Source organism: Streptomyces clavifer (genome assembly GCF_036345975.1).
In the GTDB taxonomy this organism is placed as follows: Bacteria; Actinomycetota; Actinomycetes; order Streptomycetales; family Streptomycetaceae; genus Streptomyces; species Streptomyces clavifer.
The window spans coordinates 5,952,553-5,966,324 of record NZ_CP107793.1 but is presented as its reverse complement, the minus strand read 5'-3'; the positions used below and the strand labels follow the sequence as shown (position 1 = coordinate 5,966,324).

Sequence of the window (13,772 nt, the reverse complement as noted above, 5' to 3'; positions counted from 1 at the left end):
GGTAGCCGCGCCGACAGCGCGGAGCTGAGCGCGTGGTCGCGGGGTGCGGGCAGCCTCGGAACGGCCCCATCAGCCGCTACGTCCACCCCCAGCTCGTCCAGTTGCGGTGCCGCAGCGATCGTCTGCGCGGCGTGAGCACTGCAAACGGGGCTTTGATGCGACTTCTTGCCCGCGCCAGCGGGGTCGGCGGGGGAAGCCGCTTTACGCTCGCGCCGTGCCGACGGCCATCAAGATCCTCAAGCGCCTGGTCATCGGGCGTGCCCGGCGGAGTGAGGAACTGGGTGAGACGCTGCTGCCCAAGCGGCTGGCTCTGCCGATCTTCGCGTCCGACCCGCTTTCCTCCGTGGCCTACGCCACGCAGGAGATCCTGCTGGTCCTCACCCTGGGAGGGCTGGCGTACCTGCACTTCACCCCGTGGATCGGGGCCGCGGTCGTCGCGCTGATGACGGTGGTGGTGCTCTCCTACCGGCAGGTCGTCCACGCCTACCCGAGTGGCGGCGGATCGTACGCCGTCGTCTCGACCAATCTCGGCCCCTCCGCAGGTCTGGTGGTCGGGGCCTCCCTGCTGGTCGACTACGTCATGACCGTGGCGGTCTCCGTGGCCTCCGGAGTGGACAACATCATCTCCGCCGTGCCTTCCCTGGCCGACTACCGCGTGCTGATGGCGCTGTGCTTCGTGGCGCTGCTCACCGCACTGAACCTTCGGGGCCTGCGCGAGTCCGGCCGGTTGTTCGCCGCTCCCACCTATCTCTTCATCGGCGGGATGCTGATCATGATCGGCACCGGGCTGCTGCGCTACCTTCTGGGCGATGCCCCGGTCGCCGAGAGCTCCCGGTACGGCATCACACCCCAGGAGGCCGACCTGGATCTGGCCGGACTCGCACTGGTCATGCTGGTGCTCCGCGCGTTCTCCAGCGGCTGCACGGCGCTGACGGGCGTGGAGGCCATCTCCAACGGAGTGCCCGCGTTCCGCAGGCCCAAGTCGCAGAACGCCGCGAACACACTGGCCGCCATGGGCATCATCGCCGTCATCCTGTTCGTCGGTGTGACCACGCTCGCGATCGTCGCCAAGGTGCACATCGCCGACGACCCATGCCGACTGACCGGACTGCCCGACTGCGCCGGTCACACCCAGCGCACCGTCATCGCGCAGCTTTCCGCGGCTGTATTCGGCGGGGCGGACAGCTTCGGCTTCTTCTACCTCCAGGCAGTCACGGCCCTGATCCTGATCCTGGCGGCGAACACCGCCTTCAACGGCTTCCCCCTGCTCTCCTCGATCCTCGCCCAGGACAGCTACCTTCCGCGCCAGCTGCACAATCGAGGCGACCGGCTCGTTTTCAGCAACGGCATCATCGCCCTGGCAGTGGTGGCCGGGCTCCTCCTGTACGGCTTCAAGGCCAACGTCACCAGCCTGATCCACCTCTACATCCTCGGTGTGTTCACTTCCTTCACCCTCTCCCAGACCGGCATGATCCGGCACTGGAACCGGGCGCTGCACAACGAGACCGACCCCGCTCAGCGCCGCCGTCACCACCTGGCCCGTGCGGTCAACTCCACCGGCGCCGCCGTCACCGGACTCGTCCTGGTCATCGTGCTGGTCACCAAATTCACCCAGGGTGCGTGGCTGGCCGTCGTCGCCGCCACCGTGCTGTGGCTGATGATGCGGGGCATCCGCCGGCAGTACGACAGGACCACCACCGAGCTCGCCGTGACCGACCCACGGCAGGACAGCGTCCCGCCCACCCGGGTCCTGGCCATCGTGCTCGTCTCCACCCTCAACAAACCGACCCTGCGAGCCCTCGACTACGCCCGCGCCTTCCGGCCCGACCACCTCGAAGCACTCACCGTCGCCGTCGACCAGGAGTCTCTGTCCACACTGCTCGGGCAGTGGAACGACTTCGACATCCAGGTGCCGCTCAAAGTGCTCCGGTCCCCCTACCGCGAAATCACCAGACCGGCGGTGGCCTACGTACGCTCCGTCCGCCGCGACGGCCCCCATGACCTCGTCGCCGTCTTCATCCCCGAATACGTCGTCGGCCACTGGTGGGAGAACTTCCTCCACAACCAGACCGCCCTCTGGCTCAAGAGCCGTCTGCTCCTCACCCCCGGCGTGACCGTGACCAGCGTCCCCTGGCAGCTGTCCTCCGCCACCGGCACCCACCGGCCCATCGCCCGCGCCCCCGGCTCGGTCCGCCGCGGCGAGCCCCCCAACACGGTCGGCCACACCGCACTGCACACCACGCCACAAGACCCCGACACGGACTGACGACGCGAACCCGGCCGAAGCCACCCCCGCTGCCGGCCGAGTTCGCCCGTGCTCGGCCGGCCGCCGCACGTGGTGGGCGGCCTGCCATGCCTTCGAGCACCGCCGACCGCAGACGCCCGGACCCGCCCCCGGCTTCAGCACGCTGCATCCGAGAGGCCGGGCGTCTCCCACCGTTGGGGCGACGGGCCGTAGCGGATCGCGGGCGAGCACCGGACGACGATCGTGCCGCCGTCGCGCAGGAGGCGGACGCGAACTCAGTCGGCGGCGGCTTGGGCGCGGCGGGCGTAGGCGCGGGCGGCGCGGGCTCGGTCACCACAACGGACCGAGCACCAGTGGCGGCGGCCGGCACGGAGCAGGTAGCGGTTGCAGGGGGTGGAGGCGCAGGCCGTCAGCCGTTCGACGTCGGGTCCGGTGAGCAGGTCGGCGGCGTCGGCGGCGAGGATGCCGAGAGCCTGGTCGACGATCTGGTCGATGGGGTGCGGGGCGGTGCGGTGCATGCCGCGGACGGAGTCCCAGCCGAGCGGGGAGGCGGTGGGGACCCGGGTGAGGGCGTCGTTGACGGCGGCCAGCGCGCTGGCGGGAGCCGGATGGCCGCCGACCTGGGCGGCGAGCAGGGCGCGTACCTGTTCGCGCAGGGAGCGCAGGCGTGCCGCACAGATCTCCTGCATACCGGCGTCCGCGGGGGCCAGGCCGTGGTCGACCAGCCACTGGTTGGCGCCCGCCGGGGTGCCCAACGCATCGAGGAACTGGCCGCCGCGCAGGGCGATGGCGCTGTTGGCGAGGTCGAGCGCGGGGTAGTCCTCAGCGCCCGGCGCCGGCGGCAGCCCGGGATCGGCAGTGTCGGCAGTTGCAGTCTCACTCACACCTCTCACGTTATAGCTTGCCTTCATCCATGACAACACCCTATGGTCACGGATATAAGCCAATCCATCCGTGAGGAGATTTCGTCATGACTGCAACCGGCGCATCCAGTGAGCAGGTCCCCGTCCGTGTCTTCGGCGGTCCGACCGCACTCATCGAGTACGGCGGGCTGCGGTTCCTGACCGACCCGACCTTCGACGCCCCCGGCACCTATCCCTCGGGGCTGGCCAAGACCGCGCCCGCCTCCGCCGCACCGGCCGACCTGGGCCGCATCGATGTGGTGCTCCTGTCGCACGACGAGCACGACGACAACCTCGACGCCTCGGGCCGCACCCTGCTCGCCGACGTACCCCTGACCCTGACCACGCCCAGCGGCGCGGGCCGACTGGGCCCCACCGCACGCCCGCTGAAGGACTGGGAGTCCATCGAGCTGGACCGCCCCGGCGGCGGCACGATCACCGTCACCGGCGTCCCGGCCCTGCACGGTCCCGGAGCACGCGCCGACCTCGAACCAGTCGTCGGCGAGGTCGTCGGCTTCGTCCTGACCGGTGACGGCCTGCCCACCGTCTACGTCAGCGGCGACAACGCCCAGCTCTCCCTGGTGCGCGAGATCGCCGACCGCTTCGGCCCGGTGGACACCGCCGTGCTGTTCGCCGGCGCGGTCCGCATTCCCGTCCTGGACGGCGCGCTGCTCACTCTCGACAGCGCTCAGGCTGCGGAGGCCGCCCGCATCCTGGGCGCCCGCCGCATCGTGCCCGTCCACTTCGACAGCTGGGCCCACTTCACCGAGGGCCGCGAGCAGCTCGTGGACGCCTTCACCACCGCCGGACTGATCGACCGCGTGGAGCTGGCCTGACCCCGGACACCCGGCCCCTGCGGTGCGACACGGGAGCACCGCGGCGGCCCGTCCTCTGGCCCGGACATCCCGTACCGGGCGCGCGCACCGCAGAGGGAATCCCCCGTGAACGAGCCGATCACGGGCATAGCCCGTGGAGCTGAGGCGACGTGCGGTCCGGTCCCGGCTCTGCTCGATTGTCCGCTTCTCCCGGGGGTAGCAGCGGAGCACTGGCCGAGGAGAGGAGCTTGTGATGTCCGAAGCACGTGACGTGGTGGCCGTGATCCTCGAGGACCACCGCACCATGGAGGAGTTGCTGCGGCGGATGCGCAGCGTCGAGGAGGACCGGGGAGCGGCTCGCAAGGACTTCGCGGCGCTCCTGATCGCTCACGGCGAGGCCGAGGAGGCTGAGGTCTACCCCGCGCTCAAGCGGTTCCAGAACGTGGACGCCGAGGAGATCGAGCACGGGGAGGAGGAGCACCACGAGGGCAACGAGGCGCTCCTCGCCCTGCTGGAAGTGGAGGACGTCGGCTCCGACGAGTGGGACGAGAAGCTGGAGGAGCTCGCGACGGCCATCACGCACCACATCGACGAGGAGGAGCGCACGATCCTCAACGGAGCGCGGGAGAACGTGCCGGACGAGCGCCGCGCCGAACTCGGCGAGGTCTTCCTCCGCGACCGGGCGAAGCACCTGAAGGCCGACTGCGGGAGCATCGACAGCGTCCGCGCGGTGGTCCGGGCGCACTGACCCTCCAGCGCGTACGCGGGCACCCGTCCCGCCGGACCGGCCGGATCGGGTGCCGCCTGCTGACCCCACGCCATGCCTGTGCACGGCACTCCGCGCGGCGCAGAGCGTCGGTTCGCGGCGCACAGCGCAGGTTCACGTGACAGCGCCGGGGCGGCACCGACCGCCCCGGTAGGCGGGACGCGGCCTCGTCGGCCGAAGAAGCGGAGCGATGCGCGGCTTCCCCTCCGCGCTCCCCCTCCTCGCCCCTCCCGCCTCGTACGCCACCCGTCGGCGGCGACATCTGTCAGCGCGGGTTGACTTCCGCGTCTAGTGCAGACTCACTAGACCGGCGCTGATGTACTCGCACCACGAGGTATTGAGGCGACAGCTGACGACAGGTGGCCCCTCAAAAGGAAGGGCTCGTGGGACCGTTCTGCGCGGATGCGCGCAGCACGTGAGCGCGAAGGGTGCGGGACGCCATGACCATTTACCCGTTCACGTCGCACGTCGTGGTTCGTTCCGGCATCGCGCGGGTGACGTTCGCCGGAGAGCTCGACCTGGACACCGCTCCTCGCGTCCAGGACGCGGTGACGGCTTGTCCGGAGAGGCAGCCGACGAGCCTCTGCCTCGATCTGACCGGCGTTTCCTTCTGCGACTGCGCGGGCCTGAGCGCCTTGTTCAGGGGCTCGGACTCTCGCTCTTAGGGCAGGCGTGGACCTGGTCGTGGAGGGAGTCGGTACCCAGTTGGCGCGGCTGCTCTCCCTCGTCGGGGCCGACGGCCTCTTCACCGCGAGGAGCACACCGCCGCAGGCGGAACCGACCGCCTGGGCTGCGGCGGATACGGCCGCGACCCGCCCCGACGCTGCGGCGGCGGCCACCGCGGATTCGCTCCCCCGGGTCTTCTGACATGATCACGCGGTCCGCCACCTGCAAGGATGCACCGATGCCCGCACCTGCCCCGCACGGTCGACCTCTCAGGATCATGCTGGTCGAGGACCACGACATGGTCGCCGAGGCGATCTGCCTCGCCCTGGAGCGCTCATCCGATCTGCAGGTAGTGGCGCGCGCGGCGTCGGTGGCGTCGGCCCTCGCCGACGCGAAGCGATGCGAGCCGGATGTCGTACTGATGGACCGCCGCTTGCCGGACGGTGACGGGATCACCGCCATCGCCGATCTGCTGGCACTCCTGCCGAACGTGCGGGTCCTGGTGCTGGCGGGTGAGGGCAGCGGGTCGGTCGCTGCACGGGTCGCGGCGGCGGGCGGAGCCGGCCTGATCCTGAAGGCCCGCGGTCTGCGCGAACTGGAGGAAGCCGTCCGTCGCGTGGCTGCGGGCGAGGTGGTGTTCAGCCAGGACCTGCTCGGCGACGTACTGGACCGGTTGGCCGGCAGGGCGCCGGGGCTCGGTACGAATCTGACACCCCGGGAGCGGGAGGCTCTTCATCTGCTGGGAGAAGGCCGCACCACCGCGGAGATCAGTGCCGAGCTCGGGGTCGCACTCAACACGGGCCGCAACCACGTCCAGCGGGTGCTGGAGAAGCTGGGAGCGCGTTCCTCTGCGGCGAGCGGCTGAACCTCGGTGAAGGCCGGCCGAGGTGCGGTCCGGCCCGCCCCAGGGGCTCCCCCGGTCACTCCAGACCCATGTGGAGACGCAGGACGAGGCCCTGCTCCACCGTGCGGAACTCGACCAGGTCGCACACCTGATGCATGATCCACACACCTCGGCCGCCGTTCGCCGCCCGGGGGTCGGGCCGGCGGCGGCCCGTCAGGGGATCGGCCAGCAGTCCCTGGTCACGGATCTCCGCGACGAGCCGGCCGTCGGCACGCCACATGCGCAGAGTCCCGCTGCCCCCTCCGTGACGCACCGAGTTGCTGGTCGCCTCGCCGATGGCGAGCAGCCAGTCCGTGCGGCGGACCGGCGGCAGAGCGGCGTCGGCTGCCCAGCGATCGGCCTCGGCGCGCACGGACGCCAGCCCCTGCTCGCCGAACGGGACGACGACGGCCTCCGGCGGCTCGGGCAGCGGAGTGTCGCAGTCCCTGCAGACCTCGTGGGGATCGGCGTAGCGGGAGCTGGCACGGTAGGCCCCCGGATCGCCGACCACCGGGTGGGTGCGGTACGCCTGTGCCAGGACGTCCTCGGGCAACGCCGTGTCGTAGGGGCACAGGATGCTCACCGGGCGCCCGGTGAACGCGAGGTTGATCAGCGCCTCGTGTCGGGTCGCCTCCCGCGCCTCCGCCGGCGTACGCCCGACCCAGATCGGCTCTCCCACGATCGACGCCCTGCTGCCCGAGTCCCCTGCTCGGTCGGCGAACTCCTGGAGCATCGACAGGATGCGCCCCGGGTTGCGTCCCGCCCGCCGCATGTCCACCCATGTGACGTGCTTGCCGTTGTCTCCGACGAGGTCCTGCAGCACCGGAAGGCTCCGGCCCGGCACGGCCACCAGTACGGAATGCTCGTGGTCCAGGGCGTCCTGGACGAACGCCCCGACCCCGTCGGCGTACTCGTCCTCGGTGCCGTAGAACAGGGCCGGGTGGTAGAAGGCCGCCTGCCGGCCGGCCCCGGCCGATGCCGGTCCGTACGCTGTCATCGGTCCAAGACCTCGGTGGTGGTGTCCGTGAAGTACAGGGCCCGCCCACCCTTGTCCGGCCCGCCGCGGACGAGGGCGCCGAGGTGTCCGGCCCCCTGGCGGTCGTCGGAGAGAACCACGCTGTGACGGCGCCCCTGCGGCAACTCCCGCCCGGTGGGTGCCACCACGCTTCGCACCATCGGCATGATGCGCCCCCTTGTCCCCTCCGAGGCAACTGTCCTGAACATGGAAGCACACGGATGCGAGGGGTCCGGCGCACCGTACCCGGCCGGAGGCACGCCGGTGAGCCCGCCCGGAGGGCTCGCTCACCGGCAGGTGCTCGGCCGTCGGCACCGGCCCCCGCTGCGCGGCACCCCGTCAGTCGGCGCCGACGTCGTGCACGGACACGCGCATCGTCCCCGAGGTGCTGTCGGCGGCGTCGGGGACGAGCATCCCCCCGCTGACACCGGACCGCAGGTGATCCACCGCGGCCTGGTCGAGCAGCTCATCGGGGAGGACGGCAGGGATTCCCGGAGGGTAGGGGGTGAGCATCTCGGCACGGATTCGGCCGAGATGCTCACATGGTTCGGATCAAGGGCCGGCGCACCTGTCAGAGAGCGGGGGTGAAACGGTCCCAGGCCCGGTGCCCTCCGAGAAGGCCGGTCACCGCCTCCAGGACCTGGGAGGCGGCCCCGTCGGTGACCACTCCTGCCGAGTTCGCAGGCAGCCCGGCCGCTTCCAGAGCGCTGACCCCTGCGCCCCAGGCGCCGATGGCCTTGCCGTGGCGGTACGCCTCGGTGACCATCAGCAGGAGGCGGGGTTCCACACCGGTGGCCGCTGCGGCGCCGTCGTCGGCCTTGGCGTCACGCGCCCCGTACGCGTCCGCCGCCGGGGCCGGTGCCCCGGCCAGCAGAAGGGCGTCGAACTCGACGGACCGGGCGGTGGTGAAGGTGCGCTGCACGGTGACGGGATCGCCGTCGGGGCCGAGCGTGCCGCCTGCCGGGGCGATGACCAGCGGAACCATGCCGGCCTCGAGGACCGCCCGACGTACTTCGCGCACACCGTCCAGGTCGTCCGCGCCGTCGGTGACGATGCCGATGATCCGGCCGTCCACCGGCCATTGTTCGCCGAGCTGGGACAGGGCCGGGCTCGGCTCGACCGCCGCGAACGGGACGCTCGCCTCCGGTACGGGAAGGCCCAGACCGGACGCGACCTGCGTACAGAGGTCCGGGTCGATGTTGGCGAGCACCTTCAGTGCCCGTTCCTTGATGGCCTTCTCCCAGCACTTGCCCAGCTCGAAGGTGTAGGCGGCGGCGATGTGCTCGCGCTCCGTGGGGGTCATGCTGAGCCAGAACAGCCGGGCCTGGCTGAAGTGGTCGTCGAAGGATGCCGCCGCGTCACGCACCTTGCGGGCCGCCGGGACCTCGGCGGGAACCTCGATGTAGGCCCCGGTGTCCGCACCCGCGAGGAACGGGCATCCCCCGTCGAGGGAGTGGGGCCGGTACGGTGCCACGCCGCGGTGCACCGCGGTCTGGTGCATGCCGTCACGCAGCATGTCGTTGACGGGTGCGTGCGTGCGGTTGATCGGCAGCTGACCGAAGTTGGGGCCGCCCAGCCGGCTGATCTGTGTGTCGAGGTAGGAGAAGAGACGCCCCTGCAGCAGCGGGTCGTCGGTGACGTCGATGCCGGGGACCAGATGGCCGAGGTGGAACGCCACCTGTTCCGTCTCGGCGAAGAAGTTCGACGGGTTGGCGTCGAGGGTCATCAGGCCGATCGCACGGACCGGTGCCAGCTCCTCGGGCACGATCTTCGTCGGGTCCAGGAGGTCGATGCCCTCGAACATCTGGTCCTCGGTGTCCGGGAAGGTCTGCACGCCCAGCTCCCACTGGGGGAAGGCACCCGCCTCGATCGCGTCCGCGAGGTCGCGGCGGTGGAAGTCCGGGTCCATGCCCGCGGTGATCTGCGCTTCCTCCCAGACCAGCGAGTGCACACCCAGCTTCGGCTTCCAGTGGAACTTCACCAGTGTGGTGGCGCCCTCGGCGTTCACCAGCCGGAAGGTGTGGACGCCGAAGCCCTCCATCATCCGGTACGAGCGCGGGATGCCGCGGTCCGACATGTTCCACAGCGTGTGGTGGGTCGCCTCGGTGTGGAGGGTGACGAAGTCCCAGAACGTGTCGTGGGCGCTCTGCGCCTGCGGGATCTCACGGTCCGGGTGCGGCTTGCCTGCGTGGATCACGTCGGGGAACTTGATCGCGTCCTGGATGAAGAACACCGGGATGTTGTTGCCGACCAGGTCGAAGACGCCCTCCTGGGTGTAGAACTTCGTCGCGAAGCCCCGGGTGTCGCGCACCGTGTCGGCCGAGCCGCGCGAGCCCAGGACGGTGGAGAAGCGCACGAACACCGGTGTCTCGACACCTTCGGCGAGGAAGGCCGCTTTGCTGATCCCCGCCGCGGCACCGTACGCACGGAAGACGCCGTGCGCGGCCGCGCCGCGGGCGTGTACCACCCGCTCCGGAATGCGCTCGTGATCGAAGTGGGTGATCTTCTCCCGCAGATGGTGGTCCTGGAGCAGCACCGGACCACGGGGTCCGGCCTTCAGGGAGTGGTCGGTGTCGTACAGGCGCGCGCCCTGAGCGGTCGTGAGGTGGGCACCGTCCTGGGCGACGCGGCCCTGCGGGGCCCCGGTCTCCTGCCCGGTGGGGCTGTACGTGTCCGGACCGCGCTGGTCGCGTTTGGGCGGGAGCGGTGTGCGCGCTTTCGTCGGCTCCTCGGCCGACGCCGCTTCCGGACCCGGGGCACCGGGGATCTCAGGTGCCGGGAGTACAGCGTCCTGAACCTTCTCCGCGACCTTCTCGGCGGCAGCCGACACCGGGTTCTTCTTCTTCTCGCTCACTGAATTCCGATCCATGGGCGGGCGGGGCCGGGCGCGGAGCGTTCAGCACTCGGCACGATGCGGACTGACCACGCGTACCCTCCGCCCCGACACGCGACACATGTGCTGCGCCATCCGGCGCTGCAACACCGCCGGATATCGCGAAAGCCGCCGGCCCGGGCCTGTCCGGCCCTCTTCACGCATTCACTCCGGCGCCCCACGGCGCGCCGCAGGAGGACCCTTCGCACCGCACCGTGCAACGACGACGTGCACGTTCTCCGTGCGGTGGGATCACACCCATCAGGAGGAGGAAATCCTTCTTTCTTCTGATGGATGTGATGCCACGGACGAACTCCCGGACGCGGAGCTCCTCATTCCCCGTTCCGCTCCCGATGTGTATTCCGGCCCCCTGCAGGAATTCCCGAGCATCCCGTCGTCCACATTCACCCCGGCCCTCGAGGAGTCGCATGACCGACCGGAAGCGGATTCTGAACGGCCGTACGGCCGTGGTGACGGGCGCCGCGCGCGGCCTCGGGAGAGCCGTCGCCGAGGAGTTGGCCGCCCGGGGTGTGCGCGTGGCGCTGCTGGGCCTGGAGTGCCCGCGGGGCGGGTGCCGTCGTCCTGATCGTTCCCGGCCGAGCGGGGCGCGACGACGGCTTCGCCCCGGGACGCCCCCGGTGGTCGGGGCCACTCACTCGGTGTTGCGGCCTGCACGGACGGCCCACGGCATGCATGGCGCACGCAGCCGGTGCACGCCCCCGCCGCGCAGCGCGGCGCGGGCGGCGTTGGCGCCGGGGGCTCCGTGCACGCCGCCGCCGGGGTGCGCGGAGGACGAGGCGAGGTACAGGCCCTTCACCGGCGTTTCGGGCCGCCCGGTGCCCGGAGTCGGACGGAACACGAGTTGCTGGTGGGCGGCTGCGGTTCCGCCGTTGATCGCGCCGCCGAACAGGTTGGCGTCCATGGATTCGATGGTGGGCGGTGCGAGAAGGCGGCGGGAGATGATGCGGGAGCGGAAGCCCGGCGCCCAGCGTTCGACCTCGTTCTCCACGCGGTCGGCCATGGCTTCCTGCTCCCGACGGTCCCATCGTCCTGTCAGGCCGTCCTCGCCTCCGTCCCCCTTGATCCGGTGCGGGACGTGGGTGTACGCCCAAGCCGACTCCGTACCGGCCGGTGAGCGCGAGGCGTCCGCGGTCGTCATCTGTCCGACGAGGAGGAAGGGGCGGTCGGGGACCAGGCCCGTCGCGATCTGCGCGGCGAACCGGGTGAGACCGTCGACGCCGTCGGCCAGGTGGACCGTCCCCGCCGTGGACGCCTCCTCGGCGGTCCATGGCACTGCCCCGCTCAGTGCCCAGTCGACCTTGAACGTGGCGAAGTCCCACTGGAAGCGGCGCAGGTCGCTCAGCAGCTGGTCGGGGAGGTGCTGTGCGTCGACCAGATCGCCGTACAGGGCGGGCGCCGACACGTCGGCGAGCACGGCACGGGCGGCGGGTACGGCCTCGCCCCCCGCGGTCCGTACGCCGACGGCGCGTCCGCCGCGTACGACGATCTCCGTCACACGCTCTCCGCAGCGGACCGCGCCACCGTACCGTTCCAGCCGGCGCACCAGGGCCGCCGTGAGCGCACCGGCTCCGCCCACCGGCACCGGGAAGCCGTAGGTCTGCGCGAGCATGGACATGAGCCATCCGTAGCCCCCGCTCCCCGCCGCTTCGGGGCCGAGGTCCGCGTGCAGCGCGTTGCCCGCCAGCAGGAGCCCGGCTGCCTCGCCGCGGAAATCCTCCTCGCCCAGGCGACGCACGGGCAGCACCATCGTCCGCGCCAGCCGAAGACCGCCGGATGTCCGGAGCCTGGCGGCGAGTCGCACGACGGAGCGCACCGGCGGGAAGGGGGTGAACAGGGCGCGCAGGATGTCGGGGCCCAGCCGGTTCCACGTGCCGCACAGATCGAGCCACGCGGCCCCGTCGCCCGCCGCGAACGTGTCCAGTCCCGCCGCGGTGTCCTCCGCCCCCTGTTCGAGGACCGCACACCGGCCGTCGGGCAGCGGATGCGCCAGTACACGCGGGGCGCGGCTCCATGTGAGCCCCTCCTGCTGGAGCTCCAGCCCGCCGAAGACCGGCGAGGCCGCTGCCAGCGGGTAGAAGGCGCTGAAGAGGTCGCTCACGTAGTCGGGATGGACGCCGCGGTCGCTGCGGACCGCCCCACCCGGCTCCGGCTGTGCCTCCAGCACCTCCACGCTCCACCCCTCGGCGGCAAGGAGGTTCGCTGCGACGAGACCGTTGGGCCCCGCGCCGATCACCACCGCGTCCGGCATCACTACCTCCACGTGTTCTCGCCGCCCCGGGGTCGCCCGGCCGCGCTGCCCTGCCCTGCGCGACTCCGCAGCGATCTGCGGCCGGCCGGTGCACGCTCCCCGGGTCCGTCTCCCCGGTGGCGAGTGCTCCGGTACCCGGCCCTTGCCGGCACACCCACTCTCGCAAGCATCCGGGGAGGCCGCAGCCCGCCGGGCACCCGGCCGGGTGTACAGGCCCCGTGACCAGCCTCGTATCGCCCCCGGCGGACCGGCACCGCGCACATGGTCACGACCGCCGCGCAGTTCCACTTCGACCTCCCTGGATGGCCCACACGGGGAGGACCCGCCGGATTCGGTCGCTCCGTTCCGGGAACAGGTAAGGCCTCTTTTCCCGACGCAGGAGGCGGACGATGACGAACGGCGAGCAGGCGCCGCACGACCCGGTGACCAAGCACCCCCGACCGGAGTTCCCCCAGCAGGAGCAGGCGGTTCCCGGCTGGACCGGAGCGATGGACCCGCCTCCGGACCACGGTGAGGAGTCCTACCGAGGTCACGGTCTCCTCACCGACCGCAAAGCCCTGGTGACGGGGGGAGACTCCGGCATCGGGCGCGCAGTCGCGCTGGCCTACGCCCGGGAGGGCGCCGACGTGTTGTTCAGCCACCTGGAATCGGAGGAGGAGGACGCGCGCGAGACCGTACGGCTGATCGAGGACGCGGGGCGACGGGCCGTGGCGGTCGAGTGCGATGTGCGCGAAGAACGGCAGTGCGCCGGCCTCGTCGACCGAGCGGTCGCCGAGTTCGGACACATCGACATCCTCGTCAACAACGCCGCCTACCAGATGTCCCAGCCCGACGGGATCGGCGCCATCTCCACGGAACAGTTCGACCGGGTGGTCCGCACGAATCTCTACGGCATGTTCTGGCTGTCGAAGTTGGCACTCCCCCACATGCCCAAGGGCGGAAGCATCATCAACTCCGCTTCGGTCCAGGCGTACAAGCCCAGCCCGCACCTGCTGGACTACGCCATGACGAAGGGGGCGATCGTGACCTTCACCCAGGGGCTCGCGCAGATGGTGGCGCAGGACGGTATCCGCGTCAACGCGGTGGCGCCCGGCCCGGTGTGGACACCCCTGATTCCCGCGACACTGCCCGACACCGCCGAATTCGGTAAGCAGTCCCCCCTGGGCCGCCCCGCCCAGCCCGCGGAGATGGCCCCCTGTTACGTCTTCCTCGCCTCGCCGCAGGCGAGCTACATCACCGCCGAGGTCCTCAACGCCACCGGAGGCACCCCTCTCCCGTAACCCCCGCGGCTCTGCTCCCCGCAAGCGTCCGCCACGGAGGCGGCCCCCTCCGCGGACGC

13 protein-coding genes and 1 pseudogene are annotated in these 13,772 nt (G+C 71.2%); 8 read left to right on the top strand and 6 right to left on the bottom strand.

Annotation, left to right across the window (positions count from 1 at the left end):
- The first annotated feature begins 214 nt into the window (after window positions 1-214).
- Window positions 215-2,266, top strand: coding sequence for an APC family permease (locus OG927_RS25945; RefSeq protein ID WP_241191720.1), 2,052 nt, complete (start codon window positions 215-217; stop codon window positions 2,264-2,266).
- A gap of 254 nt (window positions 2,267-2,520) precedes the next feature.
- Here OG927_RS25945 and OG927_RS25940 read toward each other — a convergent pair whose 3' ends face one another.
- Window positions 2,521-3,129: a CGNR zinc finger domain-containing protein gene (locus OG927_RS25940; protein ID WP_330320865.1), complete on the bottom strand. Its 609-nt coding sequence runs from the start codon at window positions 3,127-3,129 to the stop codon at window positions 2,521-2,523.
- An 86-nt stretch (window positions 3,130-3,215) separates the two neighbouring features.
- Here OG927_RS25940 and OG927_RS25935 point away from each other — a divergent pair, with 86 nt between their 5' ends.
- From OG927_RS25935 to OG927_RS25920, 5 genes are all read left to right on the top strand, one after another.
- A complete protein-coding gene (locus OG927_RS25935; protein WP_056789754.1) occupies window positions 3,216-3,983 on the top strand; it encodes an MBL fold metallo-hydrolase in 768 nt (255 codons plus the stop codon).
- Between the two features lie 232 nt (window positions 3,984-4,215).
- Window positions 4,216-4,710, top strand: a complete 495-nt coding sequence (locus OG927_RS25930; protein ID WP_209469511.1) for a hemerythrin domain-containing protein — start codon at window positions 4,216-4,218, stop codon at window positions 4,708-4,710.
- A gap of 458 nt (window positions 4,711-5,168) precedes the next feature.
- Complete coding sequence (locus OG927_RS36035; protein ID WP_356088883.1) at window positions 5,169-5,393, top strand: STAS domain-containing protein; 225 nt, start codon at window positions 5,169-5,171, stop codon at window positions 5,391-5,393.
- 19 nt (window positions 5,394-5,412) lie between these two features.
- Window positions 5,413-5,595, top strand: coding sequence for a hypothetical protein (locus OG927_RS25925; protein WP_319103542.1), 183 nt, complete (start codon window positions 5,413-5,415; stop codon window positions 5,593-5,595).
- A 37-nt stretch (window positions 5,596-5,632) separates the two neighbouring features.
- Complete coding sequence (locus tag OG927_RS25920) at window positions 5,633-6,259, top strand: response regulator transcription factor (RefSeq protein WP_330320864.1); 627 nt, start codon at window positions 5,633-5,635, stop codon at window positions 6,257-6,259.
- Between the two features lie 55 nt (window positions 6,260-6,314).
- Here OG927_RS25920 and OG927_RS25915 read toward each other — a convergent pair whose 3' ends face one another.
- From OG927_RS25915 to OG927_RS25900, 4 genes are all read right to left on the bottom strand, one after another.
- A complete protein-coding gene (locus tag OG927_RS25915) occupies window positions 6,315-7,274 on the bottom strand; it encodes a sensor histidine kinase (protein ID WP_056789740.1) in 960 nt (319 codons plus the stop codon).
- A complete protein-coding gene (locus tag OG927_RS25910; RefSeq protein ID WP_124280875.1) occupies window positions 7,271-7,459 on the bottom strand; it encodes a hypothetical protein in 189 nt (62 codons plus the stop codon). The genes OG927_RS25915 and OG927_RS25910 overlap by 4 nt, the downstream gene beginning before the upstream one ends.
- 172 nt (window positions 7,460-7,631) lie before the next feature.
- Window positions 7,632-7,817 carry an Orn/Lys/Arg family decarboxylase gene (locus OG927_RS25905; protein ID WP_277426307.1) on the bottom strand — a complete coding sequence of 62 codons (186 nt, stop codon included), beginning with the start codon at window positions 7,815-7,817 and terminating at the stop codon, window positions 7,632-7,634.
- Window positions 7,818-7,863: 46 nt separating this feature from the next.
- Window positions 7,864-10,146: a catalase gene (locus tag OG927_RS25900; protein ID WP_277922355.1), complete on the bottom strand. Its 2,283-nt coding sequence runs from the start codon at window positions 10,144-10,146 to the stop codon at window positions 7,864-7,866.
- Window positions 10,147-10,592: 446 nt separating this feature from the next.
- Here OG927_RS25900 and OG927_RS36030 point away from each other — a divergent pair.
- A pseudogene (locus tag OG927_RS36030) lies at window positions 10,593-10,721 on the top strand (SDR family NAD(P)-dependent oxidoreductase); the annotation flags it as partial.
- 95 nt (window positions 10,722-10,816) lie between these two features.
- On the opposite strand, the gene OG927_RS25895 reads toward OG927_RS36030, so the two are convergent.
- Complete coding sequence (locus tag OG927_RS25895; RefSeq protein ID WP_056789729.1) at window positions 10,817-12,433, bottom strand: phytoene desaturase family protein; 1,617 nt, start codon at window positions 12,431-12,433, stop codon at window positions 10,817-10,819.
- Window positions 12,434-12,822: 389 nt separating this feature from the next.
- On the opposite strand from OG927_RS25895, the gene OG927_RS25890 reads away from it, so the two are divergent.
- Window positions 12,823-13,713, top strand: coding sequence for an SDR family oxidoreductase (locus tag OG927_RS25890; protein ID WP_330320863.1), 891 nt, complete (start codon window positions 12,823-12,825; stop codon window positions 13,711-13,713).
- Window positions 13,714-13,772 lie beyond the last annotated feature (59 nt).

Coding starts and splice junctions, on each gene's coding strand:
- OG927_RS25935 (WP_056789754.1), top strand. CDS start 3,216: ATGACTGCAACCGGCGCATCCAGTGAGCAGGTCCCCGTCCGTGTCTTC.
- OG927_RS25930 (WP_209469511.1), top strand. CDS start 4,216: ATGTCCGAAGCACGTGACGTGGTGGCCGTGATCCTCGAGGACCACCGC.
- OG927_RS36035 (WP_356088883.1), top strand. CDS start 5,169: ATGACCATTTACCCGTTCACGTCGCACGTCGTGGTTCGTTCCGGCATC.
- OG927_RS25920 (WP_330320864.1), top strand. CDS start 5,633: ATGCCCGCACCTGCCCCGCACGGTCGACCTCTCAGGATCATGCTGGTC.
- OG927_RS25915 (WP_056789740.1), bottom strand. CDS start 7,274: ATGACAGCGTACGGACCGGCATCGGCCGGGGCCGGCCGGCAGGCGGCC.
- OG927_RS25910 (WP_124280875.1), bottom strand. CDS start 7,459: ATGCCGATGGTGCGAAGCGTGGTGGCACCCACCGGGCGGGAGTTGCCG.
- OG927_RS25895 (WP_056789729.1), bottom strand. CDS start 12,433: ATGCCGGACGCGGTGGTGATCGGCGCGGGGCCCAACGGTCTCGTCGCA.
- OG927_RS25890 (WP_330320863.1), top strand. CDS start 12,823: ATGACGAACGGCGAGCAGGCGCCGCACGACCCGGTGACCAAGCACCCC.